12 protein-coding genes are annotated in these 13,007 nt (G+C 55.3%); 7 read left to right on the top strand and 5 right to left on the bottom strand.

The annotated features are described in order from the left end of the window. The first annotated feature begins 169 nt into the window (after positions 1-169). The 3 genes from VFO10_RS13340 (at position 170) to VFO10_RS13330 (ending at position 3,497) form a co-directional block, all read left to right on the top strand. Positions 170-1,078, top strand: coding sequence for a LysR substrate-binding domain-containing protein (locus VFO10_RS13340; RefSeq protein ID WP_325140896.1), 909 nt, complete (start codon positions 170-172; stop codon positions 1,076-1,078). Between the two features lie 98 nt (positions 1,079-1,176). Further along, positions 1,177-2,532 carry a hypothetical protein gene (locus VFO10_RS13335; RefSeq protein ID WP_325140894.1) on the top strand — a complete coding sequence of 452 codons (1,356 nt, stop codon included), beginning with the start codon at positions 1,177-1,179 and terminating at the stop codon, positions 2,530-2,532. Between the two features lie 11 nt (positions 2,533-2,543). Then, positions 2,544-3,497, top strand: coding sequence for a hypothetical protein (locus tag VFO10_RS13330; RefSeq protein ID WP_325140892.1), 954 nt, complete (start codon positions 2,544-2,546; stop codon positions 3,495-3,497). A 69-nt stretch (positions 3,498-3,566) separates the two neighbouring features. Here VFO10_RS13330 and cmk read toward each other — a convergent pair whose 3' ends face one another. Further along, the gene (cmk, locus tag VFO10_RS13325) at positions 3,567-4,277 is read right to left on the bottom strand and encodes a (d)CMP kinase (protein ID WP_325140890.1); all 711 of its coding nucleotides are present in this window, start codon (positions 4,275-4,277) and stop codon (positions 3,567-3,569) included. A gap of 24 nt (positions 4,278-4,301) precedes the next feature. Beyond that, complete coding sequence (aroA, locus tag VFO10_RS13320; RefSeq protein ID WP_325140888.1) at positions 4,302-5,639, bottom strand: 3-phosphoshikimate 1-carboxyvinyltransferase; 1,338 nt, start codon at positions 5,637-5,639, stop codon at positions 4,302-4,304. 254 nt (positions 5,640-5,893) lie between these two features. Between aroA and VFO10_RS13315 the strand changes: the two genes are divergently transcribed. Both VFO10_RS13315 and VFO10_RS13310 read left to right on the top strand, forming a co-directional pair. Beyond that, the gene (locus VFO10_RS13315) at positions 5,894-6,202 is read left to right on the top strand and encodes an HU family DNA-binding protein (protein ID WP_141732027.1); all 309 of its coding nucleotides are present in this window, start codon (positions 5,894-5,896) and stop codon (positions 6,200-6,202) included. A 213-nt stretch (positions 6,203-6,415) separates the two neighbouring features. After that, positions 6,416-6,730 carry a zinc ribbon domain-containing protein gene (locus VFO10_RS13310; RefSeq protein WP_325140886.1) on the top strand — a complete coding sequence of 105 codons (315 nt, stop codon included), beginning with the start codon at positions 6,416-6,418 and terminating at the stop codon, positions 6,728-6,730. A gap of 33 nt (positions 6,731-6,763) precedes the next feature. On the opposite strand, the gene VFO10_RS13305 is transcribed toward VFO10_RS13310, so the two are convergent. Continuing rightward, positions 6,764-8,290: an HD domain-containing protein gene (locus VFO10_RS13305; protein ID WP_325140884.1), complete on the bottom strand. Its 1,527-nt coding sequence runs from the start codon at positions 8,288-8,290 to the stop codon at positions 6,764-6,766. Further along, entirely contained in the window at positions 8,259-9,362 is a 1,104-nt protein-coding gene (locus VFO10_RS13300) for a quinone-dependent dihydroorotate dehydrogenase (protein WP_325140882.1), read from the bottom strand. The genes VFO10_RS13305 and VFO10_RS13300 overlap by 32 nt, the downstream gene beginning before the upstream one ends. A gap of 218 nt (positions 9,363-9,580) precedes the next feature. On the opposite strand from VFO10_RS13300, the gene VFO10_RS13295 reads away from it, so the two are divergent. Then, a complete protein-coding gene (locus tag VFO10_RS13295; protein WP_325140880.1) occupies positions 9,581-11,758 on the top strand; it encodes a hypothetical protein in 2,178 nt (725 codons plus the stop codon). A gap of 366 nt (positions 11,759-12,124) precedes the next feature. Next, complete coding sequence (locus VFO10_RS13290) at positions 12,125-12,397, top strand: hypothetical protein (RefSeq protein ID WP_325140878.1); 273 nt, start codon at positions 12,125-12,127, stop codon at positions 12,395-12,397. Positions 12,398-12,556: 159 nt separating this feature from the next. Here VFO10_RS13290 and VFO10_RS13285 read toward each other — a convergent pair whose 3' ends face one another. Next, positions 12,557-12,919: a response regulator gene (locus tag VFO10_RS13285; protein ID WP_325140876.1), complete on the bottom strand. Its 363-nt coding sequence runs from the start codon at positions 12,917-12,919 to the stop codon at positions 12,557-12,559. Positions 12,920-13,007: the final 88 nt, after the last annotated feature.

Raw genomic sequence — 13,007 nt, 5'->3', positions numbered from 1 at the left:
AGGATCAACGGATAGCTTGATACTCGTACGAAATCGAATTCTTAGTCATGGCCCTTCGAGAAGTCGAAGACAAGCCGGCCTTCACCCAAGCTCAGGGCGAAAACTGAGCCGGCTTTTTGTTCTGTTTGAAATTCAGTCGAGGCTGTATCCTTTTTCGTGGGGGAACAGCATGGACAAGTGGCTGAATTATCATAACCTTTATTATTTTTGGACCATCGCCAGGGACGGCAGCATGACGAAGGCCGGCAAACGCCTGCGGCTTTCCGTGTCCAATCTGAGCGGACAAATCAAGGCCCTTGAAGAGTCCTTCGGCCAAAAACTTTTCACGCGTCAGGGCCGCAGCCTGGTGCTGACTGAAGCGGGCAAGATCGCGCTGGAGTATGCGAATACCATCTTCACATCGGGGCAGGAGCTTTACGAAGTTCTGACGACCAGCGAAGGGCCTTCGGCCAAACCGCAGCTGGCGCGAATCGGGGCCCTGAATTCGATGTCGAAGAACCTTCAGTATGCCTTCGTCAAACCCCTGATTTTTGAGCGTTCCATCCGCATTCGACTGACCGAGGGCTCGCTCAGCGAGCTGGTGCGGCAGCTCCACAGTCATGACCTCGACGTTGTCCTTTCCAATATGCCCGTCCGCAGCGATCAGGATCAGGAGATCTTCAACCAAAGACTGGCCGAACTCCCGGTCGACCTTGTCGGGCATAAGCGTTTCCAAAATCCGAAAGAGGACTGGCCCAAGGCCTTGGACGGCCTGCCCTGTTTCGTGCCCACTTTGGAAAGCCGCATCCGTAACGAATGGGAACATTTTTGCGTCCAGCACCGGGTCAGTCCTGTGATCCTGGGCGAGATCGAGGACATGGCCATGCTGCGCCTCCTCGCGCTTTCCGGTGAGGGCTGCGCTCTGGTGCCCCAGGTCGTCGTGCAGGACGAATTAAAGGCCCGAAAGCTTGAGGTCATCTACCGCCCGAAAAATATCAAAGAGAATATCTATGCGATCACAAGGCGCCGTCTGAAGCCGCATGACGTGATGGATGACGCGATCACGCGCTTCACCCGGGATATGAAGACCTGGAAATAAGGGCCTATGAGCCGGATTTGAACAGGCCTCCCCCATTTCATGTTAAAATACGTCCTGATTCCATGGCCCAGATCATGGAGCGGAGTGGAGGGACAAAGATGGCACAATCGGGTTGGGTCGCTCGTCTGCAGTTGGGGCTGGCTCTGTGGCTCTTTTTTTGGATGGCGCCCCTGGAGGCTGGCATTCATCGGGCCCCGATTGTCATTCCGGCTCATAAAATGCGGGCCATTGCTCAATACCCCACCCGGAATTATCGCGTTTTTCGCACAGGCCCCACGGGGGAAGCTGTGCCCATTCCCTTTCAGATCGATGAAATCAATGGCATCGGTGATTACGTCCTGAACGAAGGGCCTCAGCCCAATCTGCAAACCGGCGACAACGTCTTCAATAATCTGGACGAGCTGAGTTTCATGGGCGACGACGTGGGGCCGGTGGGTGCGCCCAAATCCTGGCCGAGTGGGCAGACCCCGCACGCAGTTTTTGAGATTCGCATCACGCCGCCGGCCGGGGTGCCGGATACCGCGGAAGGTGCGGTCTATGTCGCGGTTTATCTGCAGAATATGCCAGGCCAGGTCGATCAGAAATATGTCGTCTTCAATCTGAAGTCGGGTGAAATCATGACCTCGCGCTATCGCTATCGTTTTGATCAGAAAAATTATCTGGTCGTCAATGGCGTCGACATGGTGAAACCAGGGCCTGTGCCGGGTGCGGACAAGGTGCCGCTTATCGACTCCTCGACCTTTTATGCCAAGGCGGACCTTAAGTATTTTCTGACCCTGCAGGTGAATCATCGTTCGGTGAACAGTCGCCTGGAAGCCTTTAAAACCGGGCCTGTGCGCACCATCGTGCGGGTCACCTTCATCTATCAGTTCCTGAAGCTGAACTTTGAAGTGGGGATGTATACCGAGGTCAGCTTTTTCAGTAATTCCGTCATCCTCCCTGCCATCATCTATAATCCTTTGGATGGGATCAAAAGCTTGAATCGCGGCAGCGGCTTTTACTACGGCTTCGCCCTGCGGGAAAGCCCCAGCCGCTATGAATTCAACACCAATATGAAAGCCTATGAGGAAGAGAGCGTCGGCAGCGGGCTCCTCAATTTTCTGAAAAAGGAAGAGAAGCCCGAGAAGGAATACTGGGCCAGCCTGATCGGTGAGGATCGCATGATGTACGTACTGATGCGGCCGTCGCAGCAGATGCTCCAGGACGGCAATATCCCCCGGTATTATGTGAAGGATATCAACGGCGACGATCTGAAGAAGCGCAACAACAACGACACAAGGCCCATAGTCGAAAGCCCTGTGAACCTTGGGCTCTATTTCGACCTGACCCGTTTTCGCGAGGGCGAGCATTTCATGTCGTTCCAGCTTTTCTTCGAGAACAAGAAGGACTATAAAAATATTGAGCTGTTCAAATCACTGGACCGCTGGGCCATCAAAGCCGCGCGACTTTTCTAAAGGACACCTGGATGGAGCATGAAATTCCGCCTTCGCAAAAGGATCGACAGCTGCCGATGATCATCAACCTGAGGGGCGATGAGGATCTGGTGGATGAGTTCAATTGGGATGCCGATCAGGTGATGGAATTTCTGGGTATCAAAAGGTCCCGGCTGACGCAAATTTCCGGCAAGGAACTGCGGGTGGCGCGGATCCGGCGGGATCGTTATCTGCGGCCGGTTTATCGGGAAGCCGACGTGCGGGATTATCAGGAATGGACCCGGGCGACCGCCACGCACCAGAGTTCCTCGCGGGCCATTGAACAGGCGATCGACAGCCTGGATGATCGTTTCAGTGATATTCTGGTCGTCCTGCAGGAAAAGCTTTTGCAGTATGAGGAGCGTTCCACCGATCTTTTGAAAAGTCAGCTGCATAAACTGGATGAAGCCGGTTTTCAGCGCTTTCAGGATATCCGGGATGGGCTGGAAACCCAGCAAGGGCTCAGCGACCGCCAGGATAAGCAGCAGCTCCGCGTGCTGGAATATCTGATCCAGCAGAAGGAAACCCTGGCTTTTTCCCAGGCAGAGCTGCAGGAATTAAGAGCCTTCCTCGGTAGCTTTCATCAGGACATCCGTGCCCTCCTCGTGGCTCAGCAGGGTCTGCGGCGCAAGATGGAAGAGGCGCAGGCGGCGTTTCAAAAAGCTTTGCACGAGCAGAGTCGGGGCTTTCAAGAGGCCCTCAAAAGCATGCAGGAAACCCTCGCCCTTCTGCAGTCCGGCCAGCAGCAAATCCTAAGGCAGACAGAGCCCATCGAGGCTCCTGCCCCGGCCCCGCTCAAACAGATGCCGCGGCGCCCCACGCCCCTTCATGCAAGGCGCAGGAGCCTGCAAAAGCCTATGGCCGCGCCCCGTGACGCGGCTCCGCAAAAGCAGCAACCATCACCCCATGACGAAGCGCCCGAAAAAGTCGATGGCGGCGCCCTGTGACGGCGGCTTCGAATGAGCCGCTTTCAGTGCCCCATGGGGCGCGTCCGCTGCTGATGATGTTGCGCGAGATTATGAAGGAATGTGGTTCCGAATCAGCTGGATCATGGCCGCGATCGACCCTTTGATATCCAGATCGCTCGTATCAAAAACGATGGCGTCCGGCGCCTGAATCAAAGGCGCTGTTCCGCGTTTGGCGTCCTGCTGATCGCGCTGCAGGATGCTGGTCTTGATCGCTTCCAATTCCGCGGGATCAGGTTTTTGCCCTTCCTGCAGCTGGCCCATGCGGCGCAAGGCGCGCACTTCCAGGGACGCGGTCATGAAGATCTTCAGATCCGCATCGGGAAAGACCACCGTTCCAATGTCACGGCCATCCACGATAGCACCAACCGGCGATTGCAGCGTCAGGCGTCTTTGCAGCGGCAGAAGGAGTTCACGGACCAAAGGGTTCTTGGCAATCGAACTGGCGTCCTTGCCGGCCTGGTCGGTATAAAGCTGAGGTGTTAAATTCTGACCATGAAAGCCCACGGCCTGGGTCGTCGGATCCCATTGGAGGGCTTCACAGAACTCATTGATGATCCCACGCAGGGCTTCATTGTCTTCGAGGCCTTGATTTCTTTGCCGCGCAATCAGAGCGATCGAGCGATAAAGAAAACCGGTGTTGACGTAGGTCCAGCCGAGTTGCCGGCAGACTTCCGAACAGACGCTGCTCTTGCCCGATCCTGCAGGACCATCGACAGCTACGATTTTACAAGTTCGGGATGAAGGGGCGGACGACGTCATGCAATCTCCCGAAAAATATCTTGGTCAAACGATACTGTCCAGCATCTCATAAAAGTCAGGAAAGCTAACACCTACACATTCCGAATCCAAAATACAACAGGGCTTTTTGCTGCGTCGAGCCATGATTGCCGCAGCCATGGCCAGTCTGTGATCACCGACTGAATCATAGGTGAAAGGCTGAACCTCACGGAGGCGCCCGCCGATTTTAAGCGAGTCACCCTGGACGGAAACCTCGGCCCCGGCGAGTCGCAGAAGCTCGGCCGTCTTGCTGAGTCGGTCGCTTTCTTTGACGCGCAGCTCTTCCAGACCATGGAAAGTCGAGGGACCATCCGCAAAAGCTGCGGCCACGGCGAGGACGGGAATCTCATCGACCAGGGTGGGAACTTCGGCCGCTTCAATATCGGTCGGACGGAGGACGCTGCCACCCTGCAGCGTGATCTGCATGACAGGTTCCACAAAGCGCTGATCGTTATCAGGCGTCAGAGTCAGCGCCGGACTCATCCGCTGCAGCACTTTCAGAAAGCCGGTCCGCGTGGGATTGTCCAAAACTTCCGGCAAACGGAGCGTTCCTCCTTTGCGCAGAAGTCCGAGCACGCAAAAAAATGCGGCCGACGATGGATCGACGGGAATCATATAGCGTCCGGGCGGTGGAGCGAAAGGACCTGTGACACGGACCAATTCCCAACCGTCCTTGATTTCGGTCACAAGTTTCGCGCCCATCCTCTGCAGCATGCGTTCGGTATGATCGCGGGAACCTGCGGGCAGGCGCACGGATGTTTCGCCCTCACAGAAAAGGCCGGCCAGGAGCACGGCTGATTTCACCTGGGCCGTAGCCTTGTCGACTTCATGCGCGGCGGCGTGAAGTTTTTGTCCTTGAATGGTGAGCGGCAGAAAATTGCCCTTTTCAGGACCTTCGATCATGGCTCCCATACGGCGCAAGGGGTCCACCACGCGGCGCATGGGTCGACTGGAAAGGCTGGCGTCACCGGTCAGACGAACTTTCAGTCCGGGCTGCGCCGCTAAAATCCCAGAAATCAGTCGGGCCGTGGTTCCGCTGTTGCCGCAGTCCAGATCGACCGAAGGATTCTTGAAGGCGGAAAAACCTTCCGAACGGACCCGAATGCTACGCGAATCGAGGGCTTCGATCTGAACACCAAGGGCCCGGAAACAACTCATGGTTGACAGACAATCCGCGCCGAGCAATGGTTCACGGATGATGGTTTCGCCGCGAGCCAGGGCTGCGAACATCACCGCGCGATGGGTCAAGGATTTATCGCGACCGCAAAGAACGGTCGCGTCGTTGGGAAAAGCTGAAGGCGAGGCTTGTACGGTGCGCTTGGGGGTGACGTTGGACTTCGTCATGATATCTCGTAATCCTCCCGGATCTTTTTTCGTCCCTAACTTTCAGGGTCCTGGTCTGCGGGTCAGTATGGCGAGAGAACTTCGGCTTGTCCACCTCCCAAAGACGATGCTGTGACGAGGATGTCGCGAGTTTAAAGGCCTCAAAAGGCCACGAAGTCTGGCTAAGTTTCAGTATCCACTGCTAATAGTTGCGTCTCGTCACAAGGTCTTGATAGAATAGGTCTTGGGCCTCCGTTTCTAACAAGGGGAAATCAATGGTAAAGTCTGAACTGATCGAGAGTCTGGCCGAACGTGCTGACATAACGCTCGCCAAGGCTGAAGAAGTGGTCGATCTGTTTTTCAACAGCATAACCGAAACCCTCGCACAGGGTGATCGAGTTGAAATCCGCGGCTTTGGTGCGTTTACGGTTCGCGACTACAAATCCTACAAGGGTCGTAACCCGAAGACTGGCGAACAGATCACGGTTCCACCGAAACGTCTGCCGTTCTGGAAGACGGGTCAGGAACTGAAACAACGTGTGGACTCCGCCTTCATGGACAAGATCAAACGAGGCGAAGCCTGATTCGCGCTTCTTTTCCTTTGTTGGAGCCTGCCTAAACGACCACTCAGAAAATCCAGCCCGCGCGGGACCTTATGGGTCCTCGCGGGTTTTTGCTGGCCCTTCGGGCTATGACGGACATCAGCAAGGACATCGCCTTCGAACATCCCCCCTTGACAACGAGCTGAACCGGCACAATGTATGTGCGGTGTCGTCACGTGAAGAGGAGAATTAGGGATGCCGCTTTATGAGTTTCGCTGTGGGGAATGCGCCAAGGTTTCGGAATTTCAACTGAAAATGTCCGATCCCTCACCCACGACCTGTCCGGTCTGCGGCAAAGGGGCTTTGACCAAAATCATGAGTTTGCCCGCCTTTCAATTGAAAGGGAGCGGCTGGTATAAGGATGCTTACGACGGCAAGTCGAACAAAAAGCCGGAAGCCTCCACCCCGTCGAGTGGCGAAAGTAGTTCGAGCAGTCCGGCAGCGGCGGCACCAGCAGCACCGGCAGCACCGGCGGCACCGACGCCGAGCACACCGAAATCAGATACCTGATCGAAGATTCAGACCTGGGCATCCGCTGATCGTTCAGAGCTTCAGCTCGTCGGTAATCAGAGCCTTGATGTCGGTGATGCCATGCCCTCCGGAAGGCACTGCGTAGATGCGGTGAATGGCCACCGAATCATTGCTGGCTATCAAAGAAGAATGATCCTCGATCGGGGCGATGCGCGGCAGCTGCCGTTCATCCTTGCGAATCAAACGCAGATAATTCCGGCTCCGTGAGTCCGGGCCGCGCGGTTGAAAGCGGGTCAGGGAATTCCCCGATGAGATGAGCTGATGGCGAATGCCATGACGGGTCAGGATCTTTTGAACTTCCGCGACCGTCTGCATCGACAGCGTTTGCGCCGGACCCGAGATCTCATAGACCCGCTTCCAAAGCCGCCGGTTATACAAAAGATCCGCGACCAGGATAATCACTCCATCCCGCTCCGCTGGGGAACGCAGAACGCGCGCCGCCTCATACAGCGCCTGGCCGATATTGTATTCATCAATAGCCGCATAGCTTTCCACCCGCGCCGGCAAACGCCAGCCCTGCAGGATATCGGTAAGGTGCCGCATCATGGCCTCGGCGGCGACCGATGATTTATGGAAGTAAAGCTGCAGATACATCGAATAGCGCGCCCGCAGATAATCCTCAAAAGCCGCAAGGCCCGAGAGCATGATCGCGACGTGCAGCTGCTGATCATTATCATCATAATAAACACAGAGCGAATCAAGGATGCGATCGACATCGAAAACGCCATAGACGACGCCGCACTCCCGGCTGTCGCGCAGCAGATAATCCATGCGATCAATATCGAGTTCGCCCGAGATGAGTTCACGGACCAAGGGGTAGGCGCCCACCTTCAGAAGCGGAGAATTCTCGGAAGGAGGGATGGCCGGATTGATGATGGCGATCACATCGCGCACATCGAATTTCGGCAGACGGCTGACGGTCCCGCGATAGATATCACGAAACATGCGCTCAATAAGGAGTATGGAATAAATCTCATGCCGCACCCGCGCCTTTTCAGGGTCCTGGCCCTTGGCCTGCAGTTCGCTGATGCGGTCCCTCAGATATTTCTGCAGGTAATCCGGCAGATCGGGGTTGGCCTGCAGCACCTCGGTCCAGGTCGGCATGAAATGTTCGCCGCTATGGGAAAAGGGAGGATGACCGACATCATGAAGCAGGGCGGCGAGACGGAAACACTGCAGCACATAGTCTGAAGAAAAAACGGCATCCATCAGGCCAAAGGTCGGTGCGAGCCGCCCATGGCTGCCTTCACCGCGCGGCTCGGAACCGGGAAAATCCTGATAGCGGGCCAGTGAATTCCGCAGGCGCGCCTGGTTGGTTTTTAATTTATCCCAGGCCAGGGATCCCAGGTGCAAAACACCCAGGGAATGTTCAAAGCGGGAATGCGTCGCACCCGGGAAAACATAGTGCAGAAAGGCCAGCTGCTTGACCCGGCGCAGCCTTTGGAAGAAGGGGTGGGCGATCACGGCATCTTCGAGTTCCGTAATATCAATGCTGCCATGAAGATTGTCACGGATTCGACGAACGAGATTGAGACTCATGGTAATAGCTACCCTTCACATCCGACAGAAATTTGACGCCACGCAGATCCATTTCATTCCGCAGTTCCTGCAGCATCATGAAAACAGCCAGGGGACCGCGATACACAAGACTTGTATAGATCTGCACCGCGGATGCTCCCCGGGCTATCCTTTGATACACGTCCTGACCTGAAAGAATACCGCCAGAGGCGATCAAGGGCAAGGACCCACGGGTCACTTCATATGCCCATTCCAAACAGGCATTGGCCTGCAATGCAATCGGATGGCCACTCATCCCGCCTTTTTCCGGCCGCTCGACCCTGTGCGTATTGGTCAGGACAAGGCCTTGAAAACCCGCTTCCGCCAGAGCCTCCACCAGGGACTGAAAGGTTTTCCTGGGCATGTCGGGATCCAGCTTCACCCAGATTTTTCCCAGATCTTTTTTATGGCGGAAGGCCAGTTCCTTCAGAAAGTGTTCGTTGGCGAGACCACGCAGACCTTCCGTATTGGGTGATGATACGTTGATCACGAAATACCGGGCATAAGGGGCGAAAACCTCAAGGCCATGCGAGTAATCCTCGATCGCGGCGTCTTCGCTCGTCTCTTTATTTTTGCCTAGATTGATCCCAAGGGGAACGGGGTCGTGGTTCCAGGCCAGCTTCTCAAGCCGACTCCTCACGCGCTCGGCTCCATGACTATTAAAACCCATGCGATTGATCAGACCGTCCTGATCTTCCAATCGAAAAAGCCGTGGTTTGGGATTGCCGCTTTGCGGCCTCGGCGTGATGGTGCCCAGTTCCAAAAACGACAGGCCCATGCGGGAAAAACCCTTGGGCGCGCGAGCATTTTTATCGAAACCAGCGGCGAGACCAATGGGGTGCGCCAAATCTCCGACACCTGGCACCTGAGCATCCATTCCATCCAGAAGCGGCGACAAACTTGGCAGCGGCAAAAAATCAATGAGGTCACGCTCAAGCATCCACATGCCGACGTCATGCGCAGCTTCCGCTGGCAGAAGGCGTAAAAGCGCTGTGCCCCAACGGGCGAGAAGGGCCGTGGGACTGCTTGTGCTAAGGGCCAATCGAGATTCCATGACATACCCATGCAAAGAAAGTTGGATGACGGTTATCAATAACTCCTCTCGCATTCAGTTGTCCATGACACTCTCAGCGTTCGTCCCGCACCCCTACGCAAACCGCTGACTTCGATGTTATACTGAAAGAAACGAAGCCACTCGTATCGTCCAAAACCAGCCCGCCTCGCGCCATGCAGGCCAACAGGGCTCAGGTCCATGGGACAAGGAATCCACGCATGTTTATCGAAGGTATGAAAATCATCCTGCAGGATGGCGACACGCCGCGTGTCTGGCGTTTTCGCAATGACCAGGGCGTCCATCGGAATATTTGTGTGCTCGAGGCGCCTGAAGATGAGCAGCAGCTCTTCATGGCCGCGCTGCGCTGGGGTTTCGGCGGTCCGAAAGATCCGCGCATCAAAGCGGCGACGATTCATCTGACCGATAATGATGGTGATGCCTGGGTGCTTGATCGCAGCATGGATCAGCTGCGAGCCTATAAAAACCGTCAGGCCTTTGACGGTCGCTCGGAAAATTGTTTGAAGGAAATACTGAAGGATTATCTTCCCGCGGATGCCGCAGACGCCGTCACGCTCAGTGATGTCCTGCGTGAATATGATCTTCTGTTCGACGGGACCGCTCTTAGGGCTCAGCAGCGTTCCCTCGGCCGCGTGCGCAAATCCGCTTTCGAACGTCAGGGTCGCGAGCGGAGTGATGAGATGGCCCAGACCCTTCAGACGCTTTTGCGTTTGGAGCAGCTGCCGACCCGGACTCAGATCGAGCAGCTTCTGCAGAACGGGGAAGCGATCATGCGGCGGAACTTTGCCCTCAGGCAGCAGGCCCGTGATGTCGGTGGTGCGGCGGCTCACCTGAATCAGCTGGACACCAGTCTCTCGTCCCGCCTGGATCAGGAGCTGAAGCAGCTGGAGCAGATTCAGGAAACCGCGACGCCGCTCCTTGATCCGGCCCGCAGTCCCAAAGTTTTGAAAGAACGACTGGGCGAGGTCGAGCAGGAGCTTTTGAATCTCAGCTCCAGCCTTGAACTTAAAACGATGCCGGCTCCGGATTCCGATATCGACTGGAGCCTCATCCTTCAAACTTTGACCCGATACCTCGCCTATGAAAAACTCGAAAAAGCCGCGCGCAAGACCGTCCAGGACGCCCGTTCGCTGGTGAAGCCGGCCTATGATGAATACCGGGCTTCGGTCAGTCGCTTTTTGCAGATCGACCGTGATCTGATTCGGGAGCTGGAACAGTGCCTCGCGGAAATCGCCGAGGGTGTGCGGCGTTCCGAAGGCGATGACGCCGGGAAGAAGGATGGTCTTGCCGTCAAACTCAATAAGCTTTTGGGTTGGCAGGCCAAGGAAGGCGAGCAGCCCGGACAGCCAGCTCCGAGCGCCGCACAGGAGCTGGATCAGGCGCGCCTTGCGGTGAACCTTTGCCTGAATCAGATAGGCAAGCTCTATGCCGATCTCGAGGCGCATTCTGAACTCCATGATCAGAAACTTCAGGATCTCGATGACCGCTATGAGAAAGTGGTTTCTGAATATGGGAAGGCTCGTGAGCAGTGGCTCATCGTGAGTCGGAAGGCGCAGCTTCCCGCCGAAACCAGCCTGCGCTCACTCATTAATTATATCAATAATTACAATAAGATAAACCTTCTCCTTCAGAAGAAGGCAAGGTTCGAGGAAGAGCTCGCGACCTGGCGCGCGCAGGTGAAAAACCTCGGCCGTCTTCTGGAAGAATGGCGAACCCATACGGGCAGTCAGAAGTCGCTCGCATTGGATAACATTCATTTGATCCTGGCCGAGGCCCGCGGCGTGCTTCAGTACGTGGCCAAAAAACGAAGCCAGCTGGAAAAGATCCGGGGCATCGAAAGCAAGCAGGAGGCCTTCCGGCAGCTTCGAGAAAGGATCGACCAGGATTTTACTCATCTCGGTGCCCGCTGGAAGAAACTCACGGGCGAGATCGGCCTTGGCGAGCTGCCGATGCCGACCGAGCAGTGGGGACAAATCTATGCCACGGGTATTGAATGGCTCGCCCTGGATCGACTCTTCGTTCCGGACAGCAAAGCCCTGAAAAATGAGCAGATTTTCGCTGCGGAAACCCTTGATCATCCGCTCCTTTCCCTCCACTGGAAAACCGGGACTCAGGGGAACAAGGCGAGGATCGCGCTCCTTCGTGAGATCGAGCACGCGGATGATGGTGGCCTCGTCCTTATCCTGACCGATGACTCGGTCCTGGTCGAGATGATCCAGAAGATGGGCGTGAATCTGGGAACGCGTTCAGCAGCAAAGGCTCCACAGCCTCAGGCGGCACCGCAGCCGGCCGTGAAAACGGTCATGTCGGAGAAGGCCAAGGCCGCTCTTGAAGTCTTCGCCAGCAGACAAGCGGGTGGTCCTCGCGAGCGGAGCTGATGAAGAGCCCTCAGAAATTCATCAGAATTAGGGCAGAAACTGAGAGTCCCGGGCGCCTGAAAGCTCGGTCCGATAAGGGCTCCAAGGTCGGGAAAACGCAGCGAAAAAAAATGCTAAAGGTTTTTTCAGAGTGCTTTTCCCGAAGAAAATGAAGAGCCGACTCTTTAGTTCTGAGCATGTGGTCCGATAGGTAAACAACAAGTTTGAGAGAAGGTGATAATGAGATCCTTCTCACGCGCAAAAGATGTGTGCTAAGATAAAAATCAGGTTCAGTTCTTTCGTAAGGTGGTAACCGGGGTCCTTAGAGATCCCGTCGGTCCCGGGTGGGGCTCATATCACATCCAAAGTTAGGAGGAATTGAGAGTTATGGCGAAGAAGACTACGAAGAAAGCTGGCAAGAAGAAGGCAGTTAAGAAGGCGACGAAGAAAGCTGTGAAGAAGAAGACAGCCAAGAAAGCCACCAAGAAAGCAGCTGCCAAGAAGAAGCCAGCCAAGAAAAAGGCTAAGAAAGCTGCCAAGAAAAAGGCTACCAAGAAAGCCGCCGGCAAGAAAAAAGCCAAGAAGAAGTCCAAGGCGAAGCGCAAATCCCGCAAGTCGTCCGTGACGGTCGACGGCGGCTCTTTGCCAGCGCCCATGTAATCCGGTACTGCTCAGAAAATATTAAACACCATCCAGACTTGGGTGGTGTTTTCTTTTTTGGGGGCATTCGACCTCTGACCCTTCCCCTTCCCCCGAACGCAAAAAAGGGAAGGATCGCTCCTTCCCCCAAACAGGCAAAAATTTACCGGACTGTAATCCTTAAGTCAGATCCAAAGCCTTGGTCACGCGATCTATGAGGTCCTGCAGCTTGATGGGCTTCGCAAAGACGTCTTCCGCGCCCGCCGCCAAAGCTTCCTCACGGGTCTTGTCGCTGTAACCGGTAATCAAAAACACTTTAGGTTTTTTAGGGTTATGCTTCTTGATGTCTTCGAGCAGCTTCATGCCGCCACCTTTGGGCATTCGAATATCGCTGACGACAAGGTCAGGATCCTTTGCCTTCACGATCTCAAAAGCCTGAGCGGCATCGTGAGCCACAAACGTTTCAAAGCCCTGGCTATCGAAGGTGAAGGACATCATTTCACAAATGTCGATTTCATCATCCACGATCAGGATCTTGGCCATAGAGCACACCTTCCCCAACTTTACCGGCTGTCTTGTTTATGGCCTATCATCTCATTCTTGCCTGGCAAAAGGAAGCCGGAACAGCAGG

Origin of the sequence: Oligoflexus sp. (assembly GCF_035712445.1) — a bacterium.
Taxonomy (GTDB): Bacteria; Bdellovibrionota_B; Oligoflexia; order Oligoflexales; family Oligoflexaceae; genus Oligoflexus.
The sequence above is the reverse complement of the archived record's forward strand: the minus strand, read 5'-3'. Positions and strand labels throughout refer to the sequence as shown.